Annotated in this window: 30 protein-coding genes; 29 read left to right on the forward strand and 1 reads right to left on the reverse strand. The window is 32.5% G+C overall.

Annotated features, from left to right (window positions below):
- The first annotated feature begins 320 nt into the window (after positions 1-320).
- From L3X39_RS14435 to L3X39_RS14485, 11 genes are all read left to right on the forward strand, one after another.
- Positions 321-1,235: a geranylgeranylglycerol-phosphate geranylgeranyltransferase gene (locus L3X39_RS14435; protein WP_262910994.1), complete on the forward strand. Its 915-nt coding sequence runs from the start codon at positions 321-323 to the stop codon at positions 1,233-1,235.
- Positions 1,235-1,828: a Maf-like protein gene (locus tag L3X39_RS14440; protein ID WP_237232572.1), complete on the forward strand. Its 594-nt coding sequence runs from the start codon at positions 1,235-1,237 to the stop codon at positions 1,826-1,828. Before L3X39_RS14435 ends, L3X39_RS14440 begins: the two co-directional genes overlap by 1 nt.
- Before the next feature lie 27 nt (positions 1,829-1,855).
- The gene (locus tag L3X39_RS14445; protein WP_237232573.1) at positions 1,856-2,803 is read left to right on the forward strand and encodes a septum formation inhibitor Maf; all 948 of its coding nucleotides are present in this window, start codon (positions 1,856-1,858) and stop codon (positions 2,801-2,803) included.
- A gap of 51 nt (positions 2,804-2,854) precedes the next feature.
- On the forward strand, positions 2,855-3,397 hold the full coding sequence (locus tag L3X39_RS14450; protein ID WP_237232574.1) for a mechanosensitive ion channel domain-containing protein: 543 nt from the start codon (positions 2,855-2,857) through the stop codon (positions 3,395-3,397).
- 32 nt (positions 3,398-3,429) lie between these two features.
- Complete coding sequence (corA, locus tag L3X39_RS14455) at positions 3,430-4,494, forward strand: magnesium/cobalt transporter CorA (RefSeq protein WP_237232575.1); 1,065 nt, start codon at positions 3,430-3,432, stop codon at positions 4,492-4,494.
- A gap of 120 nt (positions 4,495-4,614) precedes the next feature.
- Entirely contained in the window at positions 4,615-5,085 is a 471-nt protein-coding gene (locus L3X39_RS14460) for a hypothetical protein (protein WP_237232576.1), read from the forward strand.
- 103 nt (positions 5,086-5,188) lie between these two features.
- Entirely contained in the window at positions 5,189-7,714 is a 2,526-nt protein-coding gene (locus L3X39_RS14465) for a PIG-L family deacetylase (protein WP_237232577.1), read from the forward strand.
- A gap of 115 nt (positions 7,715-7,829) precedes the next feature.
- Positions 7,830-9,542 (forward strand): sodium:solute symporter family protein, encoded by a 1,713-nt coding sequence (locus L3X39_RS14470; protein WP_237232578.1) that lies wholly within the window; start codon positions 7,830-7,832, stop codon positions 9,540-9,542.
- Positions 9,520-10,509: a Gfo/Idh/MocA family protein gene (locus L3X39_RS14475; RefSeq protein WP_237232579.1), complete on the forward strand. Its 990-nt coding sequence runs from the start codon at positions 9,520-9,522 to the stop codon at positions 10,507-10,509. The genes L3X39_RS14470 and L3X39_RS14475 overlap by 23 nt, the downstream gene beginning before the upstream one ends.
- A 97-nt stretch (positions 10,510-10,606) precedes the next feature.
- Positions 10,607-11,083, forward strand: a complete 477-nt coding sequence (locus tag L3X39_RS14480) for a hypothetical protein (protein ID WP_237232580.1) — start codon at positions 10,607-10,609, stop codon at positions 11,081-11,083.
- Complete coding sequence (locus L3X39_RS14485) at positions 11,073-11,273, forward strand: helix-turn-helix transcriptional regulator (protein ID WP_237232581.1); 201 nt, start codon at positions 11,073-11,075, stop codon at positions 11,271-11,273. Before L3X39_RS14480 ends, L3X39_RS14485 begins: the two co-directional genes overlap by 11 nt.
- 54 nt (positions 11,274-11,327) lie before the next feature.
- Here the strand turns inward: L3X39_RS14485 and L3X39_RS14490 are convergent, their stop codons facing one another.
- Positions 11,328-12,176, reverse strand: coding sequence for a DUF2911 domain-containing protein (locus tag L3X39_RS14490; RefSeq protein ID WP_237232582.1), 849 nt, complete (start codon positions 12,174-12,176; stop codon positions 11,328-11,330).
- Between the two features lie 309 nt (positions 12,177-12,485).
- On the opposite strand from L3X39_RS14490, the gene L3X39_RS14495 reads away from it, so the two are divergent.
- The 18 genes from L3X39_RS14495 to L3X39_RS14580 all read left to right on the forward strand — a co-directional run bounded on the left by L3X39_RS14495 (position 12,486) and on the right by L3X39_RS14580 (position 25,394).
- On the forward strand, positions 12,486-13,142 hold the full coding sequence (locus tag L3X39_RS14495) for a TetR family transcriptional regulator C-terminal domain-containing protein (protein ID WP_237232583.1): 657 nt from the start codon (positions 12,486-12,488) through the stop codon (positions 13,140-13,142).
- Between the two features lie 6 nt (positions 13,143-13,148).
- The gene (locus tag L3X39_RS14500; RefSeq protein WP_237232584.1) at positions 13,149-14,462 is read left to right on the forward strand and encodes an ABC1 kinase family protein; all 1,314 of its coding nucleotides are present in this window, start codon (positions 13,149-13,151) and stop codon (positions 14,460-14,462) included.
- Positions 14,459-15,091 (forward strand): flavin reductase family protein, encoded by a 633-nt coding sequence (locus L3X39_RS14505; protein ID WP_237232585.1) that lies wholly within the window; start codon positions 14,459-14,461, stop codon positions 15,089-15,091. Before L3X39_RS14500 ends, L3X39_RS14505 begins: the two co-directional genes overlap by 4 nt.
- Before the next feature lie 50 nt (positions 15,092-15,141).
- Complete coding sequence (locus tag L3X39_RS14510) at positions 15,142-16,572, forward strand: SDR family oxidoreductase (RefSeq protein ID WP_237232586.1); 1,431 nt, start codon at positions 15,142-15,144, stop codon at positions 16,570-16,572.
- On the forward strand, positions 16,559-16,702 hold the full coding sequence (locus tag L3X39_RS14515) for a DUF2256 domain-containing protein (protein ID WP_237232587.1): 144 nt from the start codon (positions 16,559-16,561) through the stop codon (positions 16,700-16,702). The genes L3X39_RS14510 and L3X39_RS14515 overlap by 14 nt, the downstream gene beginning before the upstream one ends.
- The gene (locus tag L3X39_RS14520; protein WP_237232588.1) at positions 16,678-17,988 is read left to right on the forward strand and encodes a DASH family cryptochrome; all 1,311 of its coding nucleotides are present in this window, start codon (positions 16,678-16,680) and stop codon (positions 17,986-17,988) included. Before L3X39_RS14515 ends, L3X39_RS14520 begins: the two co-directional genes overlap by 25 nt.
- A complete protein-coding gene (locus L3X39_RS14525; protein ID WP_237232589.1) occupies positions 17,989-19,521 on the forward strand; it encodes a cryptochrome/photolyase family protein in 1,533 nt (510 codons plus the stop codon).
- 202 nt (positions 19,522-19,723) lie between these two features.
- Positions 19,724-20,152: a hypothetical protein gene (locus tag L3X39_RS14530; protein WP_237232590.1), complete on the forward strand. Its 429-nt coding sequence runs from the start codon at positions 19,724-19,726 to the stop codon at positions 20,150-20,152.
- Positions 20,149-20,421: a TIGR03643 family protein gene (locus L3X39_RS14535; RefSeq protein WP_237232591.1), complete on the forward strand. Its 273-nt coding sequence runs from the start codon at positions 20,149-20,151 to the stop codon at positions 20,419-20,421. The genes L3X39_RS14530 and L3X39_RS14535 overlap by 4 nt, the downstream gene beginning before the upstream one ends.
- A 52-nt stretch (positions 20,422-20,473) precedes the next feature.
- On the forward strand, positions 20,474-21,169 hold the full coding sequence (gene folE, locus L3X39_RS14540; protein WP_237232592.1) for a GTP cyclohydrolase I FolE: 696 nt from the start codon (positions 20,474-20,476) through the stop codon (positions 21,167-21,169).
- A 4-nt stretch (positions 21,170-21,173) separates the two neighbouring features.
- Positions 21,174-21,398: a hypothetical protein gene (locus L3X39_RS14545; RefSeq protein ID WP_237232593.1), complete on the forward strand. Its 225-nt coding sequence runs from the start codon at positions 21,174-21,176 to the stop codon at positions 21,396-21,398.
- A gap of 135 nt (positions 21,399-21,533) precedes the next feature.
- On the forward strand, positions 21,534-21,749 hold the full coding sequence (locus L3X39_RS14550) for a hypothetical protein (protein WP_237232594.1): 216 nt from the start codon (positions 21,534-21,536) through the stop codon (positions 21,747-21,749).
- A gap of 22 nt (positions 21,750-21,771) precedes the next feature.
- On the forward strand, positions 21,772-22,455 hold the full coding sequence (locus L3X39_RS14555) for an SDR family NAD(P)-dependent oxidoreductase (protein WP_237232595.1): 684 nt from the start codon (positions 21,772-21,774) through the stop codon (positions 22,453-22,455).
- Positions 22,452-22,988, forward strand: a complete 537-nt coding sequence (locus tag L3X39_RS14560) for a glutathione peroxidase (RefSeq protein ID WP_237232596.1) — start codon at positions 22,452-22,454, stop codon at positions 22,986-22,988. Before L3X39_RS14555 ends, L3X39_RS14560 begins: the two co-directional genes overlap by 4 nt.
- Before the next feature lie 5 nt (positions 22,989-22,993).
- Complete coding sequence (locus tag L3X39_RS14565; protein WP_237232597.1) at positions 22,994-23,170, forward strand: Lacal_2735 family protein; 177 nt, start codon at positions 22,994-22,996, stop codon at positions 23,168-23,170.
- Complete coding sequence (locus L3X39_RS14570; protein ID WP_237232598.1) at positions 23,157-23,618, forward strand: TspO/MBR family protein; 462 nt, start codon at positions 23,157-23,159, stop codon at positions 23,616-23,618. Before L3X39_RS14565 ends, L3X39_RS14570 begins: the two co-directional genes overlap by 14 nt.
- Position 23,619: 1 nt before the next feature.
- Positions 23,620-24,087 carry an SRPBCC family protein gene (locus L3X39_RS14575; protein ID WP_237232599.1) on the forward strand — a complete coding sequence of 156 codons (468 nt, stop codon included), beginning with the start codon at positions 23,620-23,622 and terminating at the stop codon, positions 24,085-24,087.
- A gap of 2 nt (positions 24,088-24,089) precedes the next feature.
- A complete protein-coding gene (locus L3X39_RS14580) occupies positions 24,090-25,394 on the forward strand; it encodes a cryptochrome/photolyase family protein (protein ID WP_237232600.1) in 1,305 nt (434 codons plus the stop codon).
- Positions 25,395-25,404: the final 10 nt, after the last annotated feature.

Here is a 25,404-nt window from a genome sequence, read left to right on the forward strand (position 1 = left end):
AAACAAAAGAAGACACAGCACAGGTTTTGGATATATTGGTTTTGGTAATAACCACAGCGTTTTTAACAAAAAATCAAAAAAAGCTTTTTCTTACTTAAAAGACAAGCTAAACAGAGAATCTCAAAATCATTTTCAAACAAATTTTAGTCATAAAACACTTTCAATAAATGAAAAGAATTTGATAAAAAATAAAATTAGAAAGGATGAAAAGCACAAAGTAATAAAGACTTTGGTAGCGACTTTTATCTTATTAATTTTAGTCATAGTGACCTTAAAAATCTTAATAGACATTTACATGTCAAAACTTTAAATTTAAGCTGTTGATCTTCCTTAACCTTATTCGCTGGAAAAACTTACTTATGATTGCCCTTGTGCAACTACTTATTAAATATGCACTCTTAGAACCATTCGGTGTTCAAACGAGTTTAGATGGTTTGGGTATTTTTCTTTTAGTTATAGCCACTGTTTTTATTGCTGCTGCTGGAAATATTATTAATGATATTAATGATGTAGAAATCGATTTGATAAATAAACCTGACAAAATAATTATAGGCAAAACGATCTCTGAAAAAGCAGCTTATAATTTGTTTATAATATTCAACTTAATAGGCGTTGGTATTGGTTTTTATCTTTCTAACTCTGTTAATAGAGCGCCCTTCTTCTCTATTTTTGTTATTATTTCTGTACTACTTTACATTTACTCAACTTACTTAAAACGTATTTTATTAATTGGTAATATTGTTATTTCCATACTAGTGGCTTTAAGCATCCTTATTGTAGGTGTTTTTGAATTACTTCCAACGATTACACCTCAAAATCAACAAATTCAGTTTACATTTTTTAAAATTATTTTTGACTATGCGTTGTTTGCTTTCTGTATCAATTTACTTCGAGAAATAGCGAAAGACATTGAAGATATTGACGGCGACTATAAAGCAGAAATGAATACTTTACCCATTGCTATTGGTAGAGAACGTGCAAAAAATATTTTAACTGCTTTAAATTTTATACCACTATTAGCACTTATTTATTATGTTGTTACTACACTGTACAAACAACCTATAGCGGTTGGCTATTTTTTACTATTAGTTATTGCTCCATTACTCTACATCACTATAAAAACATTTAGTGCTGAAAGTAAAAAGGACTTTCATCACTTAAGTAATACGTATAAATGGGTTATGCTTTCTGGAGTACTTTCATTACTTTTATACAAGTACATTATTCTTAATTAATGCTAAACGAAAAACTTAAAAAACATCATTTAATTTTAGCTTCAGGATCTCCTAGAAGACAAACATTTTTTAAAAATTTAGGTTTAGATTTCGAGATAAGATTAAAACCCGTAAAAGAAGAATACCCACCACGGTTAACGCATTTTGAGATTACTAATTATTTAGCTCAACTAAAAGCCTTACCATTCAAAGAGGACTTAAACTCTAATGATATTCTCATAACCAGTGATACTATCGTTTGGCACGAAAACACCGCTTTAGGTAAGCCAATAAATGAAGAAGACGCTTTTCGCATTTTAAAATCATTAAGCAACCAAACCCACGAGGTTATAACTTCGGTTTGTTTTACAACACAACATTTTGAAAAAACAATACATGACATTACTAAAGTAACCTTTAAAGACTTGTCTGACGACGAAATATGGTATTATATAAATACCTGTAAACCCTTTGATAAAGCAGGCGCTTATGGTATTCAAGAATGGATAGGTCAAATAGGTGTGACGAAGTTAGAAGGCTCGTATTTTAATGTTATGGGCTTACCCGTCCATGTTGTTTATAAAACGTTAAATGCCATTGCAGAAGGTTCTTAAGTTTGTAACTTTATAACAAAACACACCATGTTAAAAAGAATTATAAAAGCCGAAATACTTTTTTGGATTGTTGTTGCCTTACTGTCTTTAATATGTTCTTGCAAGGAGAATATACCTGTAAAAGAATCAGCAGCCATTTCAAAAATAAATACCACTGAAGATAAACCTTTCAACAAAAAAAACCTGTCATCAGAATTTAAATCTTATTGGTACTCTGGAGAAGCCGAAGTTTCATCATATAAACTAGAGCAAGCACGCTATGGTGAAATTCGAGAAGGTAATGCTGTTTTAGTATTTGTAACCGAAGATTTTTTACCGTCTATTCAAGTAAAAGCAGATAACCAAAATGCGAGTAACATTCCTGTTTTAAAGTTGAATGCCACTAAAAAATTCCTTACTGGAATCTATCCATATTCTATCATGCAAAGCACCTTTTACCCTGTTTCAAACAAAAGTCATGCTTTAAAAGTATCCTGTTCGGTTCAAGAATGGTGTGGTCATGTTTATGTTCAACTCAATAATAGAGAGTCGTTTGAAATTATGTCGCATTCATATTTTGAAGGCGAAGCCGATGCTCATTTCAATTTAGATAAAACAGTTTTAGAAAATGAATTATGGACAAAACTACGTATTAACCCACAAAGTTTACCAACAGGTGATTTACAAATAATTCCTTCTTTAGAATTTACTAGACTCCGACATATTCCAATAAAAGCTTACGCTGCCACAGCAACTTTAACGGACGGAAAATACACTTTAAATTATCCGGATTTAAACCGAACACTTTGTATTCAATTCAATCCTAACTTTCCATATGATATTTTAGAATGGGAAGAAACTTTTAAAAGCGGATTTGGACCCGATCCCAAAATTTTAACATCAAAAGCTACTAAACTAAAAACTATTAAAACTGCTTACTGGCAAAAAAATCATATTGAAGATGAAGTTCTTAGAGAAACACTTCAACTAAATTAAAACGGTTCCATTTTGTAGTGTATCTTTGCACTAAATTTTAAAGAAAATATAATGTTTTTTACCGACTATAAAAATGAACTCATTGCGAGTGGAATCATCATAATTTCACTACTAATAATTAGGTTCATCATCCATTTTACGATTACAAAAATTGCGAGAAAAAATGACATAAATGATGCTCGAATTAGATTGATTCGCAGATACATAACAGTAACCATTGTTTTAATTGCAATTCTTATTGAATCCTTTGTTTTTGGTACAGAATTTAAAGACTTAGCACTTATCTTTTCATCAGTTTTTGCGGTAATAGGTATTGGTTTATTTGCTATTTGGTCTATTCTCAGCAATATTACTTCTGGTATTATTATGTTCTTTAACTTCCCATATAAAGTGGGTGATAAAATAGAAATTCATGATAAAGATTTTCCTATAGTAGCCATTATTGAAGATATTAGAGCCTTTCAATTGCATTTACGATTAGATAATGGTGATTTAGTTACTTACCCAAACAACTTAATGTTACAAAAAGGTGTTACTTTGGTAAAAAAAGATGCCATTGAGGATATTGTCGAAGATGACGGTGAAGCTGTATAAATTTGTTATATTTATAACATTATTGATTTTTAATGGGTAAAAAGAGAAAATTATCTTCTAAAAAGCTTTTAGGACAAGTCCCTGGAAGTGTTATATATACTGGGAATAAACCAGACCAAAAACTATTTATTGAAGCCTTTGATTATACCAAAGATAAGTACATCGAAAAAGAACTTATTAATGTTGAAGAATGCTTTAATTTTGAGTATGGCTCTATTACTTGGATAAATATAAATGGTTTAAATCATGTTGATGCCATTGAAAAAATTGGAGACCATTACGAATTACATCCACTCGTGCTCGAAGACATTGTTAATGTATCTCAGCGTCCTAAAATTGATGAGTACGACGACTATATTTTTATAGCCTTAAAAATGCTTTATTATGATACTAATGATAAAATGGTATCCGAGCAAGTAAGCTTTGTTTTAGGTAAAGATTATGTGCTATCATTTCAGGAAGCTGAAGGCGATGTTTTTGATAATGTAAGAGACCGCATAAGAAATAATAAAGGTAGAGTTAGAACCTTGCAGTCTGACTATTTATTGTATGTTTTAATTGACTCTATTGTCGACCATTACTTTAGTGTTATTGAGGTTTTAGGTGATAAAATTGAAGATTTTGAATCTGAAATTTTTTCTGGTAACATAAATGACGACATAAGTAAGGATATACAAAATTTAAAACGAGAAATTTTAAGAGTTCGACGTGCTATTTTCCCCCTTCGCGAAGTTATCAATCGCATTGAAAAAAACGAAAATACCCTAATTCAAAAAAAAACTATTACTTATTACCGAGATGTTTACGACCATTTAATTCAAGTGTCTGAAAACATAGATATTTACCGAGAGATGATTTGGGGATTGATGGATATGTACATGACTACCATAAGTAATAAAATGAATGAAGTAATGAAGGTGCTTACCATAATGGCTTCCATTTTTATACCATTAACCTTTATTGCCGGTATTTACGGGATGAATTTTGAATACATTCCAGAACTAAAATATAAATACTCTTACTTTATTTTATGGGGTGTTATGGTGGTTCTTTTTTTAGGAATGCTTTATTATTTCAAGAAGAAAAAGTGGCTTTAACAAATTCTTGAAAAAACCCAGAATATTTTAACAAAATCTTAAAATGACACAACCCTGTCATGGTACACTTTTTGTCGCTTTTTTACATGATTATTTGTTTAATTTAAAATGTATCAAAAAATGAAAACACTTAAAATTATCCCGATTTTCTTTCTTATATTTTTTAATTGTTCTGGCCAACAAAAACAACAAGAAAACAAAGAACCTGCCATTAAACCAGACGAGAATATTCAAGTTAACAAAGAATATGACGAATACGGTAATTTAACACGTTATGATTCTATTTACTCTTACAGCTACTCATCAAATGGGAAATTAAACGATAGCATAAAAATGCAGTTTCAGCGCCATTTTAACAACCATTCTTTTTTTAATGACTCCTTTTTTAACGATTTTTTTAAACGCGATTCAATTACAGGACATTTTAATCCTGAAAACTTTTTCTTTGATGGTTTTATGAATCAAGATACTCACATTAAAAGTATGATGAAACGTATGGATTCTATTCAACAACTATTTTTTAATCAAAACCAAAGAAGTATCATACCCGCAGAACCAGAAACTGAAAAAATGAATTACAAAAAAATATAAATTTATAATGTAATGTTTAACGTGATAAAGCGTTAAATAAAAATTAAAACCAGCATAAGTGCTGGTTTCTTTTTTATATTTGATTTTAGCTAATAAAATTAAGATGCAAAAAAAAATACTTTATTTTTTATTAATTACCTTTTCTTTTTTGCTTACGCAAGCTCAAAAACCTCAAACACCTTCATCTTCTCAGATTTATGAATCCATCCAAAAGTTAAACTTTTTAGGGTCCGTTTTATACGTTGCAGCACATCCAGATGATGAGAATACACGATTAATATCTTACCTATCTAATCACTTAAAAGCTCGTACAGCGTATTTATCGTTAACACGAGGTGATGGTGGGCAAAACCTTATTGGTCCTGAAATTCGAGAATTATTGGGTGTGATAAGAACGCAAGAATTATTAGCTGCCAGACGTGTTGATGGTGGCGAACAACTTTTTACCAGAGCGAACGATTTTGGTTATTCTAAACATCCAGAGGAAACCCTTGAAATTTGGAATAAAGATGCTGTTCTAAGCGATGTTGTTTTAGCCATCAGGAAATTTAAACCCGACGTAATAATAAACAGGTTTGACCACCGAACTCCAGGTTCTACACACGGTCATCATACCAGTTCTGCAATGCTTAGTATGGAAGCCTTTGATTTAGCTGGTAATGAATCTTCGTATCCTAACTTACACAAAGGTATGAGTATTTGGCAGCCAAAACGCTTATTTTTTAACACCGGTTGGTGGTTTTATGGCAGTCAGGAAAACTTTGATAAGGCCGACAAAAGCAATATGATTAGTTTCGATATTGGTACCTATTATCCATTAAAAGGGCTTTCAAACAACGAAATTGCATCGTTAGCCAGTAGTCAACATTTAAGTCAAGGTTTTGGGCGTTCAGCACAACGTGGTTCACAAAACGAATATATTGAGTTTTTAAAAGGTGATCCTTTAACCGATAACCAAAATATTTTTGCCGGTATTGATACTTCATGGAATAGAGTAAAAGGCGGAAAACCTATTGCTGATATTTTAAGTAAAATTGAGAGCCATTTTAATTTTAAAAATCCTTCAGAACATATTCCACAGTTACTAGAAGCTTATAAATTAATTAATAAATTAGAAAATGAGCACTGGAAAACTCAAAAAGTACGAGAGATAAAAGCTGTTATTGAGATGTGTGCTGGTTTGTATTTAGAGGCTTCCGCTGAAACCAATTGGGCTACGCAAAACGAAAACATTAAGTTAGATATTGAGGTTTTAAACAGAAGTAAATTACCAATTACGCTTGTAAGCATGACAACTTGTAATGGTATTACTATTTCGAAAAACATGATACTTGAAAACAATAATCAATATAATTTTAATGAAGTTATTAAAATTGAAAATGATGCACAACCAACAACACCTTATTGGCTTACTACAAAAGGAACTTTAGGGATGTATCAAGTAGATGATAAAAACTTAATAGGGTTACCCGAAACACCAAGAACTTACCAAGTAGATTTCAATGTTTCAATAAATAATGTTCCCGTTACTTTTACGAAGGATGTGGTTCAGCGTTACTCAAAACCAGAAAAAGGCGAATTATATCGTCCGTTTGAAATCATTCCTGAAGCTTCTGCTAAAATAACCGAGAAAGTCATCATTTTTGAAAATGACAAACAACGAGATATAACTGTAGTCGTAAAAGCTGGAAAAGATAATCTAGAAGGCGTCGTAGAAGTTTGCCATCCAAATGACTGGAGTGTTTTTCCAGAAAAACAAAAAATAACAATCGAAAATAAAGGTGAAGAACAATCGTTGGTTTTTACAATAATTCCTCCAAAAAATCAAAATGAAGGCTTTATCAGTCCAATCGTTAGCATTGGTGACAAAAACTACACTAAAGAATTAATTGAAATTAACTATGAACATATCCCTTTTCAAACCGTTTTACTTCCTAGTGAAAGTAAAATTGTGCGTCTTGACATTAAAAAGAAAGGTGAAAACATTGGCTATATTCAAGGTGCTGGTGATGTGGTTCCTGAAAGTTTACAACAAATTGGCTATAATGTTTTAGTATTGAACCCTGACGATATAAATGCTGAAACTTTAAGCAGATTTGATGCCGTTGTAGTTGGAATAAGAGCTTATAACACGCTTGATAATTTAAAATTTAAGCAACAGCAATTATTTGATTTTGTTGCTAATGGTGGCAATATGATTGTACAATATAATACAAGCAGAGGTTTGAAAGTTGATGATTTAGCCCCTTATAATTTAAAGCTATCTCGAGATAGAGTAACCGATGAAAATGCCAAAGTAAGTTTTTTAAACCCTAACCATGAGATTCTTAATTACCCAAACAAGATTACTCCAAAAGATTTTGAGGGATGGACACAAGAACGAGGGTTGTATTTCCCTGATGAATGGGCTGAAGAGTTTACACCGGTTTTATCAATGAACGACCAAGGCGAAACGCCTAAAGATGGTAGTTTATTAGTTGCAAAGCATGGCAAAGGCTATTATATATACACAGGTTTAAGCTTTTTTAGAGAGTTCCCTGAAGGAGTTTCGGGTGCCTATAGATTGTTTGCCAATATGCTTTCCATCGGGAAAGAAGACTTGAAACTAGAAGCCAAATTAACCGATTAAAATGTCTGAAGAACAACAGAAAAAACAACCTTGGTTAAAACTATATTCCATAGTTTTAATAGCGAATGCCCTTTATTTTATCCTTTTTTATTTAATAACAAAAGCCTTTTAATCTATGCATTTATTAAATTGGATAGATTGGACAGTACTTTGTGTTACATTAATAGCTATAGTTGCCTATGGCACCTACCAAACTCGTGGTAGTAAAAATGTACAAGACTATTTAAAAGGTGGTAATACATCAAAATGGTGGACTATTGGCTTATCCGTAATGGCTACTCAAGCTAGTGCTATTACATTTTTATCAACGCCAGGGCAAGCCTTTAATGATGGTATGGGCTTTGTTCAGTTTTACTTTGGACTACCAATAGCTATGGTGGTAATATGTATGGTATTTATTCCTTTATATCATCGCCTGAAAGTCTATACCGCTTATGAGTTTTTAGAAAACCGATTCGACTTAAAAACCAGAACGCTCGCCGCCATTTTATTTTTAATTCAGCGAGGTTTAGCAGCGGGAATAACCATATTTGCTCCTGCCATTATATTATCGGTTGTATTAGGTTGGGATTTATTAACCTTAAACATTGTAATAGGACTATTGGTTATAATTTACACAGTTTCAGGGGGCACGCGTGCTGTAAACGTGACACAAAAGCATCAAATGATTGTTATTTTTATTGGAATGTTAGTGGCTTTCTTTTTAATAGTAGATAAGTTGCCGCAGGATATTACATTTCGAAAAGCTTTAGATATTGCAGGAGCCAGTGGAAAAATGGAAGTTTTAGACTTCTCATTCAACTTAAACAATCGTTATACCTTCTGGAGTGGAATTATTGGTGGTACATTTTTAATGCTCTCTTATTTTGGAACTGATCAAAGTCAAGTACAACGTTATCTTTCTGGTAAATCAGTAAAAGAAATGCAGCTAGGACTTATTTTTAACGGTTTGTTAAAAGTACCGATGCAGTTTTTTATTTTGTTAGTTGGAGTCATGGTGTTTGTTTTTTATCAATTTAACGAAGCTCCTATAAACTTCAATCCAACTGCAACTGAGGTCGTTTTAAATTCTGAATACGCTGAAGACTATAAAGCACTTCAAAATGAACAGAAAAAGGTTTTTAATGATAAACAGAAAATTATAAAATCTTTTATAAACGAAGAGTCTCCAAATGCCTCAAAATATATAGAATTAGCTAATGAAGCTCACGACGATATCAGAACAGAAGCACGATTATTGATTGACAAAGCCTCTGAAAATCAAAGTGTAAAAGTGGAGAGCAATGATAAAGACTACGTTTTTATTCATTTTATTTTAAACAATTTACCCCGAGGTTTAATTGGCTTATTACTAGCTGTTATTTTAAGTGCAGCTATGTCAAGTACTGCTAGCGAGCTAAATGCTTTAGGTTCAACAACGACTATTGATTTGTACAAAAGAAATGTAAGCGATAAAACTGAAGAACAAATGGTAAAAGCCTCCAAATGGTTTACGCTTGTTTGGGGTATTATGGCTATTGGTGTTGCGTGTGTTGCTAATCTTGCCGAAAATTTAATTCAGTTAGTAAATATTATTGGTTCCATTTTTTATGGTAATGTTTTAGGTATTTTTTTACTAGCCTTCTTCTTTAAATTTGTAAAAGGAAATGCTGTTTTTATTGCAGCATTAATAACCCAAGTAATTGTGATTGCGCTATTTTTTCTAAATGAATACGAAATAATTAACCTTCCTTTTTTATGGTTGAACTTTGTGGGATGTTTAATAGTAGTTATTATTGCCTGTAGTCTTCAATTTTTAACACCAAATGGAAAAACAATTACATCTTAAAACTATTCGTTGGGGCATTATTGGTTTAGGAAATATAGCTAATAAATTTGCCAAAGATTTATCAGGAGTTGAAGGCGCGGAATTATACGCTGTTGCCTCGAGATCTCAAAATAAAGCAGACGAATTTGCTCAGAAATACAATGCTACTAAAGCATACGACTCGTATGAATCTTTAGCAAGTGACTCAAATGTTGATGCAGTTTATATTGCCACACCACACGTTTTACATAAAGAAAACACTTTATTGTGTTTGAATCATGGTAAGGCCGTTTTATGTGAAAAGCCTTTTGCCATGGATGCTCAAGAGGTGAATGACATGATTGCTCTGGCAAAAGATAAAAAACTGCTTCTTATGGAAGCTCTATGGACACGCTTTCTACCGCACTATCAGTATGCATTGAATCTAATTAAAAACAAAACCTATGGAAACGTTTTAAAGTTAGAAGCAAGCTTTGGGTTTTATAGAGAGTTTAATGACGCATCAAGACTCTTTAAAAAAGAGTTGGGTGGTGGTAGTTTATTAGATATTGGCATCTACCCTATTTTTGCAGCGTTATCATCCCTAGGAATGCCCAATGAAATTGACGCTAATAGCACGTTCTTTGAAAACGGTGCTGACTCATCTTGTGATATAACCTTTTTTTATGATAATGATGTTAAAGCCTATTTAAAAAGTTCTTTACTTGAAGAATTGGCAACGGAAGCCATTTTTACTTGTGAGAAAGGAATAATCAAAATTAACAGACAATTTCATGCACCTTCTACGGTCTCAATTATAATAAATGGAAACGAAGAAGATGTTGTTGAGTTCGGATATAATACCAATGGCTATAATTTTGAAATCAACCATTTTAATCAGCTTATTAAACAAGGAAAAATAGAAAGTGATTTAATGTCCTTTGATTTTAGTAATAAGCTCATCAAACTTTTAGACGACGTAAGAGGCGTCATAAAACTTAACTATTAATATTAAAAGTATGGTTTTTTATACTTTATGTTAATTTTATTTGTCTATATGTAAAGTTTATTTTACTTTTGAAATATCAATTTTAAAACAAACAGTTATGCAATCAAATTATTTATTACCAAACAAGTACAAAACCATAGGCTGGTTACTATTAATTCTAGGGATAATAGCTGGAGTTATATTTATAGTCAATGGTTATGAATCTAATGCTCTAACAACCAAAGTACTTTCAGTTTATAATGGCCTTAATGTAACCGTTAATGGAAAACCGTCTTTCTTTAACATCGAAGAAAACAGTATTGTTGACGAACTTATAACAATTACAATTATTATTGGAGGGCTTTTAGTTGGGTTTTCAAAAGAAAAAATTGAAGACGAATTCATCTATAAACTAAGGAAAGATTCTTTAGTTTGGGCGATAATTTTTAATTATGCCGTATTACTCTTTGCTACCGTATTTATTTATGATTTAGCCTATTTTCATGTTTTAGTCTTTAATATGTTTACACCATTGCTATTCTTTATTATTCGATTCAATTTCTTAAAACTAAAATCGGCGAGTCATGAAGAATAACATAAAAGTACAACGCGCAATTCATGATATGACCCAGGCAGATTTAGCCGAAAAAATTGGTGTTAGTAGGCAAACTATTAATGCTATGGAAAAACACAAATATGTACCATCTACAGTACTTTCACTAAAAATTGCTAAGTATTTTAAAAAACCTGTTGAGGACATTTTCTTTTTAGAAGACAGTGATTAGCAAAAAAAAACGTAACCAAATTGGTTACGTTTTTTTTATTTCTAATAATCTGAATTACATAGCTCCCCATTCTTTTAAGGACTCTTTATTCATTTTTATATAATCATCATTTCCTGCTTTCTGTGCTCCTTCTAAAGATTTTTTAGCTGCTGCAATGGCACCGGCTTTATCTCCTGCTTTTGCATGAACTAAAGATTGTAATCTTAAAAACCAAAAACGCGGTTGATCTTTGGTCATCTCAACAGCCTTATCAATCCACTTTTTGGCTTCGTTGATATCTTTACCTTCAGCTAAATAATATTGAGCCGACTGAAAATAATCGTTAGCGCTTGGTCCGTTCATTACACTTTTAATGCTTGCAACAACGGCAGCATCCGTAGGTACAGTAAAAGGAACTGCAACATATGTTTTTTCCCAGATAAACTCTAAAGTCGCACTGCTGTTTGTAATATTATTAACATCCATGGTAAATGTCTCAACATTAAAAGGAACAGGGTACACTGGTGCAGTTACTTTAGCAGCTACTTTCGTTTCATCCAATTCAGCAGGTACTCCTCCTCCACCGTATTCGGTGTAAAATATAACATCCCAAGATTCAGCATTTGGGATAGTAAAAATAGCATAAGTTCCTGCTTTTAGTTCTTTTCCATCAACAGCAACATCTGTACTAAATGTTACTTTTGTTCTGGCATTTGCACCTGTTCTCCAAAGTTTTCCATAAGGCACTAAATCTCCAAAAATAGTTCTTCCCTTAACACCAGGGCGCGAGTAATCTAAATTTACCGTAGTTAAACCAACCATTTGTTCCACCTTAGAAGACGGACTTGGTGCTGGTGTTTGAATTTGCGCATTTACTGCATAAACAGTAGTAAAAGCTAATAAAAGTAATAATAGTTTTTTCATTTTGATAGTATTAATAGTTTATAGATATATGTCTGCATTAAAATTACACATCAAAATTTCGATTAGTGTTAACAAAAACTTAAAAAAAGGTCTAATTAAAATAAATATTTGGATGTTCCCCAAGGGTCGGGCTTTCCGTTAAAGTTTTGGCTCAATGCTCCCCTCGCCAAAAGCTACCACTACAATCCCTAACACAACCCCATAGTTTTTAGCATCTATAAGATTATCTTATCATACCATAAAATATTTTGTTTAACTTTTTTTAATATTTATTAAACATTTTATATCTTTACATCAAATTTAGAAGTTATGGCAAAGAAAAAAACCGTTTCAAAAAAGGATATCATTACCAATTATATGGGTTATGTGTTAGAGCACGACCAAAATCCAAAAAGTGTTTACGCCTTCGCAAAAGCCAATAATTTTGACGAGGCTAAATTCTACGAACATTTTGCATCGTTCGAAGCTATAGAGAAAGGAATTTTCGAAGCCTTTTTTGTAAACTCTTTAGAAGCACTTAACAATAATGAGGATTACAACATTTTTGATGCCAGAAACAAACTATTAAGTTTCTACTATACCTTCTTTGAAAACCTTACCGCCAACCGCAGTTATGTAACACACGTTTTAGACAAATATAAAAGCGACTTAAAAGGGTTAAAAATGCTTTCTGGTTTAAAGCAACACTTTACCGCATACATTGGTGCTTTGGGTATTCAAATGTTAGAGATTAAGCAAGAGCAAATAGAAAAAATTCAAGATAAAGCGCTGAAAGAATCGGCGTGGTTACAATTGTTACTCACCATAAAATTCTGGTTAGACGATACGTCAGCATCTTTCGAGAAGACCGATATTTTCATAGAAAAATCAGTCAACACTACTTTTGACGTACTAGATATTGCGCCGCTTAAAAGCGTGTTAGATTTAGGAAAGTTTCTGTTTAAAGAAAAATTTCAAATGAACTAAGACCTTATGAAAACTATAGATAGAATACCAACTTCAAAAATACAACGTGCCACCAAACTGGTGTCAACGGGTGCTAAAGTTGGTGTGAATTACTTGAAATATTACGGCGACAAGATTGTAAATACCGAAGAAGTTGCCAAAGCACGTTTAAACAAAAACAATGCGACCGATATTTACGACGGGCTAAAACAACTCAAAGGAAGTGCGCTTAAAGTGGCACAAATGCTAAGCATGGAAAAAAGTATACTTCCCCAGGCTTATGTGGAGAAATTTTCCTTAGCACAATTTTCGGTACCACCATTATCGCCACCATTAGTAATCAAAACATTTAAAAAATATTTTGGAAAACATCCAAATGATATATTCGATACTTTCAACGCAACTTCTGTAAACGCTGCCAGCATCGGTCAGGTGCACTTAGCAGAAAAGAATGGGAAAAAACTTGCTGTGAAAATCCAATACCCAGGAGTTGCGGAAAGTATTGCTTCAGATTTAGCTATGGTTAAACCTGTTGCTATGAGTATGTTTAATATCAAAGGAAAAGATTCTGATAAATACTTTAAGGAAGTTGAAAACAAACTGGTTGAAGAAACCAACTATATTTTAGAGATTGAACAAAGTAAGGAAATTGCCAAAGCATGTTCGCACATTTCTAATTTATCGTTTCCAAACTATTACGAAAATTTATCCTCAGAACGCATCATTACCATGGATTATATGGTTGGTGAGCACCTCTCTGAGTTTACTGCATACAATCAAGATCAAGAAAAAGCCAATAAACTAGGACAGGCCCTTTGGGATTTTTACATGTACCAAATTCATAATCTGAAAAAAGTACATGCAGATCCGCATCCGGGGAATTTCTTAGTTTCTGAAAAAGGAGAATTAATAGCACTAGACTTTGGGTGTATGAAAACCATACCTATGGCATTTTATACACCCTATTTTGAACTAGCCAAAAAAGAAAACATTAGTAACAAAGCGTATTTTATTGATAAATTGTACGAACTTGAAATTCTAAGAAACGACGATAGCAAGGAAGAGTTAGAATTTTTCACAGCCATGTTTCACGATATGCTGAGTTTGTTCACACAGCCTTTTCATCAAGATACTTTCGATTTTTCCGATGGCGAATTCTTTGGTAAAATTGCCGAATTAGGTGAACGCTATTCAAAAAGTACCGATTTAAAAAAGATGAATGGTAATCGTGGTTCGAAACACTTCATTTACATTAATCGTACGTTTTTTGGACTTTACAACCTCATGTTCGATTTAAAAGCTCAAGATATTCAAATCAATAATTATCTGAAATTATCATGACTTATTTTAGTGAATCCGACATAGAGAATTTAGAGCATATCTACAAAATCAACTTGATAAATAGTTGTTCTGGATACAAATCGGCCAACCTTATCGGAACAAAATCTGTTAATGGTATTGAAAATGTAGCAGTTTTTAGTTCAGTAACACATATAGGCTCAAGTCCTGCTATGCTTGGTTTCTTTTTAAGGCCAACAACAGTCATTAGAAACACCTACGAAAATTTAAAATCCACAGGATTTTATACCATAAATCATATTCATCAAAACATAACTGAAGAAGCACATCATACCTCTGCGAAATATGATGCTTCAATTTCTGAATTTGATGCGACTCAATTAAAATCAGAATATAAATCTGAGTTTTTGGCGCCTTTTGTAAAGGAAGCGCCTATTCAATTAGCAATGCAATTTGTTGAAGAGTATAATATTAAAGCCAACAATACTATTTTAGTTATTGGTAAAATTGTGGGTTTATATATTAATGGCGATTTGGTGGAGGACGATGGTTTTGTTAACTTAACAAAAGCCAAAGTAGCTGCAATTAATGGTTTAGACGGATACGTGATTCCAGAAACCAAAACACGCTATGGCTACCAACGCCCAAAAGAACTAAAAGCTAGTTTCTAAATTAATCTTCGAATTAGTAATAATTCGTGCAATGCGTATTAAACTAAGTCATGAAAATACTTGTAACTGGTGCAACAGGATATATTGGTAAACGCATTGTTCCCTTTTTAGTTAATGAAGGGCATCAAGTGGTTTGTGCCGTTAGAGACAAGTTACGAGCTGAGAAAAGTTATTTTGAAGAAGAACTGATTGATGTTGTTGAAGTCGATTTTTTAAAACCTGAAACTTTACACAACATTCCGAAAGACATAGATATTGCTTATTATCTTATTCATTCTATGTCTAACACCTCCAAAGATTTTAAATCTTTAGAAGAGCGATGTGCCGTTAATTTTAAAGAAGCTCTGGAATTTACAGATGTTAAGCAGGTTATTTATTTAAGCGGTATTACCAATGAAGATAAGCTTTCAAAACATTTACAATCTAGAAAAAACGTTGAAGAGCTGTTAGAATCTTCAAACTATGCCTTAACCATTTTTAAAGCTGGAATTATTGTGGGTTCCGGTAGTTCATCATTTGAAATCATAAGAGATCTCGTTGAAAAACTCCCAGTAATGATTGCGCCTAAATGGTTAAATACCAAAACGCAACCATTAGCGGTTCGCGATGTATTAGCATTTTTAACCAGAGCTGCAGGTAACGAAGCGGTTTACAATAAATCTTACGATGTTTTTGGTCCGGAAGTGTTAACCTACAAACAAATGCTGTTACAATTTGCTGAAGTAAGAGGCTTAAAGCGATACATTCGTACGGTGCCAGTTATGACCCCAAAATTGTCATCTTACTGGTTGTATTTTGTAACCTCAACGTCATACAAATTAGCAACTTCTTTGGTAGACAGTATGGGAGTTCAAATTATTGGAAAAGCCAGCGATATTAATTCATTATTAGACGTTAACCCTTTAACTTACAAAGAAGCCGTTGCCTTAGCTTTTGAAAAAATAGAGCAAAATAGCATCATTTCAAGTTGGAAAGATTCTATGGTAAGTAGCGGCAGGTTGGGAAAGCAATTGCATAAATACGTTAATGTCCCCAAGTACGGATGCTTTACAGATTATAAAGAACGACCAATTACAGATGCGCAAAAAACTATCGATAAAATTTGGGCCATTGGTGGTACAACTGGATGGTATTATGGTACTTTTTTATGGCGTATTCGAGGTTACATCGATAAACTTGTTGGTGGTATTGGATTAAGACGCGGGCGCACAAGCCTTACAGAACTTGATGCAGGTGATGCATTGGACTTTTGGCGTGTTATTTTTGCTGATAAAGACCAACAGAAACTACTTCTATATGCTGAAATGCGATTGCCTGGTGAAGCATGGTTAGAATTTAAAATTGAAGATAATTTACTAAAACAAACCGCAACTTTTAGACCTCGGGGACTTTGGGGAAGGCTTTATTGGTATACTGTTTTGCCATTTCACGGGTTAATTTTTAACGGCATGATTAACAAATTAGTTGATGTCCAATCATAAAAAAAACAACTTACCACAAAAAACTTGTGTTGTTTGTAAAAAGCCATTCAGCTGGCGAAAAAAATGGGAAAAGAATTGGATGAATGTAAAATATTGCAGTGAACGATGCAGACGGAACAAAACAACATAGGATTAGTTTGGTTTAAAAACGATTTACGCGTTCATGACAATGCCGTATTAAATAAAGCTATTTCAGAAAACGATAAAATTATAGGCTTATTTTGTTTTGAACCTCAGCTTTTCGAGAAAGACCCATTCGGATTCAGAAAAACAGAAAAATACAGAGCTAAATTCCTTATTGAAACCATTATTGATTTAAAACAGCAACTTAAGTCTTTAAATATTGAGCTTTTTGTACACCACGCTCAACCTGAAAAAATCATACCTAATCTAGTTTCAGATTATCAAATACAGAACATTTATCTTCAAAACGAATGGACCAGTGAAGAATGTAAAACGATTAATAATGTAAAATCTTCACTTCCTGAAAGCGTAACATGGCATTCGATTTACAATCAGTTTTTGTTTCATCCAGATGATATTAATTTAGAAATACCAGAGATTCCTCAAGTCTTTACCAACTTCAGAAAAAAAGTAGAAAAAGAAAGTCGAGTAAGACCTTCTTTAACCGAGCTTTCAATTCAACAAGCATTAGAAATTAATAACCCGACGGAAATCCCATCGCTTAGCAATTTAGGTTTTTCCGAATTTGAAACACATGCGAACACCGCGTTTCCATTTCAAGGTGGAGAAACCGCTGCTTTAAAAAGACTAGATATCTATTTTTTTGAAACTAAAAAGTTGGGCTTTTACAAGAAAACAAGAAACGGATTAATAGGGACTGATTTTAGTTCGAAATTTTCGCCGTGGCTAGCAAACGGTAGTCTTTCACCTAGAACAATTTATTGGGAAGTTAAAAGATTTGAAAAAGAACACGTTAAAAACGAATCGACGTATTGGCTCATTTTCGAATTAATTTGGCGCGATTATTTTAAATACATCTCGTTAAAACACGGCAATGCCATTTTTAAAATTGGAGGTATTCTTGAAAAAAATTACGACTGGAATACCAACCAAACTATGGTCGAGCATTGGATAAATGGAACAATAGCCTCACCTTTCGTTAATGCGAATATGCTAGAGCTTAAAAAAACAGGATGGATGAGTAATAGAGGTCGACAGAATGTCGCTTCATATTTTTCAAAAGAATTGATGCTAGACTGGAGAATTGGTGCTGCCTATTTTGAATCGATGCTCATAGATTATGATGTACATAGCAACTATGGCAACTGGATGTATGTATCGGGTGTAGGCAACGATCCAAGAGATAGAAAATTTAATGTGCAATTACAAGCGGAACGATACGACCCAAATGGGAAATTTCAAAACTTATGGTTACAAGAAACCCTTTTCTAAATGAAAACACTTAGACTCATACTTGGCGATCAACTAAACATGAAACACTCGTGGTTTAAAGAAACTAACGATAGTGTTTTGTATTGTATGTTTGAAATGCGTCAAGAAACAGATTATGTTACGCATCACATTCAAAAAGTTATTGGATTTTTCGCGGCAATGCGTCAGTTTTCCGAAGATTTAAAAAGCAAAGGACACGACGTTGTTTATTATAAAATTAACGATTCAAAAAACAACCAAAATTTAACTGATAACCTTTCACACTTATTAGAAAAAAACAACATTGAAACCTTTGAATATCTGGAACCCGACGAATATCGGTTAGACCAACAATTAGTCGAGTTCTGTAATTCGCGCAACATAAAATCTAGCATTTTTTCTACCGAACATTTTTATACCAAGCGTTACGATTTGCAAACTTTCTTTAAAGGAAAGAAACAGTATCTCATGGAAAATTTTTATCGAGATATGCGTAAAAAACATGATATATTAATTCATGCAGGCCAACCTGAAGGTGGTAAATGGAATTTCGATAAAAGCAATAGAAATAAATGGAAAGGCGATGTTGAAATACCTGCTTATAAATTATTTAAAAACAAGGTTGATGATATCGTTTCTGAAATCGAAAAATCTAAAGTAAAAACAATAGGTAAATTTGATACCAAAACCTTCTCCTATCCTATTACCAGAGCACAAGCTTTAGAGCAACTAAAATATTTCTGCGAACAGTTATTAATTCATTTTGGAGATTATCAAGATGCGATGCATACAGATGAAACGTATCTCTTTCATTCGCGATTATCTTTTGCGATGAATTTAAAACTTATTTCTGCTAAGGATGTCGTGCAGAGTGTTTTGAATTACTATCGTAAACATGGTGAGGATATCGATATTTCCCAGGTTGAAGGTTTTATAAGGCAAGTTATTGGATGGCGCGAATATGTGCGCGGTATGTATTGGGCTTTAATGCCAGAATTTAAGAATCAAAACCAATTGAATAATCAAAATAAGTTACCTGACTTTTTCTGGACAGGAAATACCAAGATGAATTGCTTAAAGCAGGCTATTCACAATTCCTTAGATAACGGGTATGCACATCACATTCAACGCTTAATGATTACTGGAAATTATGCGCTATTAACAGAAATACACCCAGATGAAGTGGACCATTGGTACTTGGGGATTTATGTAGATGCTGTAGAATGGGTGCAACTCCCCAACACGCGAGGCATGAGTCAATTTGCCGATGGCGGTAAAATAGCAACAAAACCCTATGTATCTTCCGCTTCATACATTAACCAAATGAGTAATTACTGTGACAGCTGCCACTACAATAAAAATAAAAAAATTGGAGAAGATGCCTGCCCATTCAATAGCCTATACTGGCATTTTCTAGATTCTAAAAGACCACAATTACAAGATAATTTTAGGATGAAAATGATGTACAGCGTTTTAGATAAAATGAAAAAGCAAGATGTAGACGAAATCAAAAAAAGAGCTCAACATATTATTAATCATCAAGATAAATACTAAGCACCACATATATTTAGCTTTAGAAAGCCAAAGAATTCTTAACAATCAAATCTTAAATAATAAATTTTTATAAATTTACTATACTGATTTTCAATGCTTTAACTAGTACAATAGAAAATATCAATAGTACTATGATAATTTTTGTTTAATTTATTTCATAAAAAGTTAAACATTTTGTACATTTGAGTGTCAAGATTACTAAATGATATTAAACACAACACATTTTAATAAAGAGTACAAACAGTTGCTAAACGATTTAGTTGGCATGCCTTTTTCTTTTTTAGAAGCTTTTAAAATGAAAGGTGTCGGATCAAAACGTATGATTATTGAAGATGTGAGTCCAAATTTACAGTTATATATGAATCTGGTTTCAGATATTAATTATGCCAACATCGAGTTGCGTAAAAATGGTGTTCTCATTTTCATTAATAAAGGGCTTCAAAATTTTACTTGGGCCATTCCTTACTATCAATTAGTTATATACAAAACAAATGGTGCAAGCATTCATGCTCAAGGAAGATACATTCACTTTAAAAACAACAAAACTTTTAAAGAGAATAAGTCCTTTTTTACAAAAATGCTTGATGAAAAGATTAGGTACGATGAAAAGTATAATTTTTTAGGCGTATGAATTTAACCATAAATGAAATTGATAGAATAATTGAAATGGCCTGGGAAGACCGAACCACATTTGAAGCCATTAAATATCAATTTAAACTCGATGAGCAACAAGTTATTGAGCTCATGAGAAAAGAATTGAAACCAAGTAGTTTCAGGCTTTGGCGAAAACGTGTTCAAGGAAGAAAAACCAAACATGAAAAATTAAGAGTTTTTGAAAAAGGACGATTTAAATGCAGCAGACAAAAACAAATTACACACAACAATATTTCAAAACGTTAACAACGTGCTTTGATTGAATTAAAACTTCAAGACAGCACATAAAAAAGAAGCTATGCAAATAGAAAAATTAATTGCGAAAAAAAATGGTAATAATTTGAATGGTTTCTCATTGGAAGACATTGGAAACGATCATTTATCTACAGGTTTAGAAACACCAATGAAACCAGATGCTTTCAAATTATCTGATTCAGAAAAGAAAGAGCGCATTGCTATTTTATTTGAGGAAATTATGGATGTAATGGGCTTAGATTTGAATGATGATTCTTTACAAGGAACACCTCATCGAGTTGCTAAAATGTATATTGATGAGATTTTTTCTGGTTTAAATCCAGCCAACAAACCAAAGGTTGCTTTATTTGACAACAAGTACCAATACAACCAGATGTTGATTGAAAAAAATATTACGTTTTATTCCAACTGCGAGCATCATTTTGTACCCATAATAGGGAAAGCACATGTGGCCTACATATCATCAGGGAAAGTTGTTGGACTTTCAAAACTAAACAGAATAGTGCAGTATTTTGCTCAGCGACCACAGGTACAAGAGCGTTTAACCAACCAAATTGCAAACGAGTTAAAATCTACCTTAGAAACCGATGATGTTGCAGTAATTATAGATGCCAAACATTTATGTGTGTCATCGAGAGGTATAAAAGACGATACATCCTCTACGGTAACGGCGTATTATGGTGGGCAATTTAATATTTCAGAAAAAATAACAGAATTACAGAATTATATAAATAGTTAATATCATGGATTTAATAAACAAAGCATTAGAGTTTGAAAAAAGAAAAATGAAATCTTTATCGACTAGTGACCGTGTTAAAATTTCACGAGAAGCTAAAGCCTTAATATTAGACTTGAACCAAATTTATAAGGTAAAAAAAGATGAAAAGATAATGGATATCATGAAAAGGTTAACCGTTATAAAGCGAAAAGTTGAAAAACGATTGCGTGGTTTACCTTTGAGTGCATAACGCATTTAAAAAGTCTAATTATTAAATTTTACTTAATAAATAGACATTAAAACCATAATTCTCCTAGTTTTTATTATATTGTCAAATTGTGAGAAAAACTATATTTCTTATAAAAATTTCAAACATTAAAAATTTATGGAGATTATTGATAAGGCTCTAGAATTTGAGCAACGTAAACACACTTTCAAAACAACAAGTGAACGTATTGAATCGTCTAGAGAAGTAAAAGACTTAATATTAAGTTTAAATTCTGTTTATAAAAAGAAAAAGGATCCAGAAATAATGGATTTAATGAAACGATTAACAGTAATTAAACAAAAAATTGAAAAAAGGCTAAAGGGTAGGCCATAAAATAAAGATGCCCTGAAACCATATGAAAACAATAATTGTAATTGGTGGTAGTAAGGGCATTGGAAAAGCCATTATAAAAAAATTACTTACGCACTCCAAAGTAATAAACATAAGTAGAACTAAACCTGAAATAAGTCATAGTAATTTAACTCACTTTTCTTGCGATGTTACGAAAGATGACCTACCAGATATTGAATCTGCAGAAGGCTTAGTGTATTGCCCTGGTAGCATTAATTTAAAGCCCATTTCCAGACTTAGTATTGACGATTTTAAAGATGACTTCGATATTAACGTTTTAGGTGCGGTTAAATCAATTCAAAAGTATTTACCAACACTTAAAAACGGTAATTCTTCTGCCATAGTGCTCTTCAGTACTGTAGCTGCAAAGTTGGGTATGCCATTTCACGCTAGTATCGCTACTGCAAAATCTGGTGTTGAAGGCTTAGTGAAATCATTGGGCGCAGAGCTTGCTCCCAACATTAGAATTAATGCCATTGCCCCTACTGTTACAGATACCGATTTAGCTTCTAAGCTATTACGCAACGAAAAAATGATTGAAAACATTACCGAAAGACACCCATTAAAAAAGTTTTTAAATCCCGAGGAAGTTGCTGATATGGCAGAGTTTTTATTATCCGATAAAACAGCTTCAATTTCTGGACAAATTTTTGAAATGGATTGTGGGATTGTAAGCTTCAAAATATGAATCCATTAACAACATTTCTAGCTACTCTATTTTCAAAATCAAAACAAATAAAAATGAATGTAAACTCTATTTACGATATTCAAATAAATTCGTTACAAGGAAAACCTATTCAGTTGTCCGAATTTAAAGGAAAGTATATATTATTTGTAAATGTTGCTTCAGAATGTGGTTTTACACCACAATATAAAGCTATGCAAGAACTTCATGAAGCTTATAAAGATAAACTCCAAGTTATAGGAGTTCCTTGTAATCAGTTTGGTGGTCAAGAACCTGGTGATAGTGATACTATAAAATCGTTTTGTGAAGTCAATTACGGAGTAACTTTTTTAATTACTGAAAAAATTGATGTAAAAGGAAAAAATCAACATCCGCTATACACTTGGTTGACTCAAAAAATAAATAATGGAAGTATTAATTCTGAGGTAAAATGGAATTTTCAAAAATATTTAGTGGATACAAATGGTAATTTAATTAACTATTATTTATCATCAACAAATCCTTTAAGTCAAAAAATAATTAAACACTTAAAATAATTGCTATGTTCTCATTATTTAAAAAGAAATCAAAAAAAGAAAAATTAGAAGCAAAATTTAAAAAACTTATGGCTGAATGGCATAGGTTATCATCTGTAAACAGAGCTGCTAGCGACCAAAAATATGCCGAAGCTCAATTAATTGCTCAACAAATTAGTTCATTAAAACATGACACTTTTTAAATACATCATTGTATTTTTAATATTAAATTTTGGAGCACTTGCAATAGGGAGTTGGCTTATGGCTAACGGACCACAAACAGATTGGTACCAAAGTCTTAATAAAGCCCCTTGGACACCTCCAGGATGGGTTTTCGGTTTCGCATGGACAAGTATTATGATTTGTTTTTCAATCTATATGGCATATTTGTATAAGCAAATCAACAAGACCAGTGTTATTATTTTATTCGTAGTTCAATTTTTATTAAACGTTATTTGGAATTACATCTTTTTCAATCAGCATCTAGTTGGTTTAGGTTTTACTACAATTGTGTTGTTAACCGTTGTAGTTGCTGTTTTTACAATAAAATACATTGGCAAAATGGGCCTACTAACCCTTTTGATACTCCCCTATTTAATTTGGCTTTGCATTGCTTCATCTTTAAATGCCTACATTTTACTCAATAACTAACATGAAAATTTACAGACTACATAAAAAGCAAAATTTGCCAATAACTATAAATCAGGCTTGGGATTTTCTTTCAGACCCTAAAAATTTAAAAACAATTACACCTGATTATATGGGCTTTAATATTTTATCTGGTGCTGATAGGCCGATGTATGCAGGTCAAATAATTCAATATATTGTAACGCCTGTTTTAGGAATTAAAACCAAATGGGTTACTGAAATTACCCATGTTATTGACAAGCACTATTTTGTTGATGAGCAACGTTTTGGTCCTTACGCTTTATGGCATCATAAACATTTTATAAAACAAATAGATGGTGGTGTAGAAATGGAAGATATTATCGATTATAAGATCCCTTTTGGTATTTTAGGGCAATTGGCACATCCTATTTTAGTAAAACCAAAACTAGAAGAAATATTTAATTATAGAACAAACAAGCTTGAAGAGTTATTTGGCAAATATTCAAAATAAAAATGAATAAACCTGTAAACATATTTTGGTTTCGACGTGATTTACGATTGGATGATAACCTAGGTTTTTTTGAAGCATTAAAGGGTGATTATCCCGTATTGCCAATTTTTATTTTTGACTCTGAGATTCTAGAAAAACTACCGAAGGACGATGCCCGTGTTACTTTTATTTTCAACACTCTTCAGAAAATGCGTAACACACTACAAGAAGAGCACAATAGTAGTATTGCCATGTTCTACGGAAAACCAATTGATATTTTTAAACAATTAGTTAAAGATTACCATATAAAATCGGTTTGCACCAACCATGATTATGAACCTTATGCAAGAGAACGTGATTCTGAAGTAAAAGATTTATTATCAAAACATGATATTGAATTTTTAACTTTTAAAGATCAAGTTATTTTTGAAAAAGATGAAGTTGTAAAAGGAGATGGAACACCTTATGTGGTTTATACACCTTACATGAAAGTTTGGAAAGAGAAATTCAAATCATATGATTTACAAATCTATTATACAAACAGTCACCTTGACAACCTCATTGAGCATTCAAGGTTACCTAATCTAAGTTTATCTGACATAGGGTTTACAAAATCTAATCAAAAAATATCTGATTATACAGTTACACCAACACTTATTCAAGAATACGAAGCTACCAGAAATTTTCCCGCCAAAGATGCCACTTCTAGATTAGGACCACATCTGCGTTTTGGTACCGTTAGTATTCGGAAAATGATAAAAAAAGCCATCGCTGAAAAAAATGAAATATTTTGGCAAGAGCTAATATGGAGAGAATTTTTTATGTGTATCCTATGGCATTTTCCTCATACTGCAACCGAGTCGTTTAAACCAAAATACGACCGCATTGAATGGCGTAATAATGAAACCGAATTTAAATTGTGGTGCGAAGGTAAAACAGGATATCCGTTGGTGGATGCTGGAATGATACAATTAAACCAAACAGGTTTTATGCATAACAGGGTTCGTATGTTGGTTGGTAGTTTTTTATGTAAACATTTGCTTATCGATTGGCGTTGGGGTGAAGCCTATTTTGCTGAAAAACTGCACGATTACGAAATGGCTAGCAATATTGGTAACTGGCAGTGGGTGGCCGGAAGTGGTGTAGATGCTGCGCCCTATTTTAGAATTTTTAATCCCACAACTCAAATTGAGAAATTTGATAAAAATTTAGAATACATTAAACAATGGGTTCCAGATTTTCAGGAACAGAGTTATCCTGCTGAAATAGTTGATCATAAAATGGCGAGAGAACGTTGTTTACAGGTTTATAAAGAAGCCCTGAATTGAATAATACCTC

The organism is Flaviramulus multivorans, from assembly GCF_021728415.1.
Lineage (GTDB): Bacteria > Bacteroidota > Bacteroidia > Flavobacteriales > Flavobacteriaceae > Sabulilitoribacter > Sabulilitoribacter multivorans.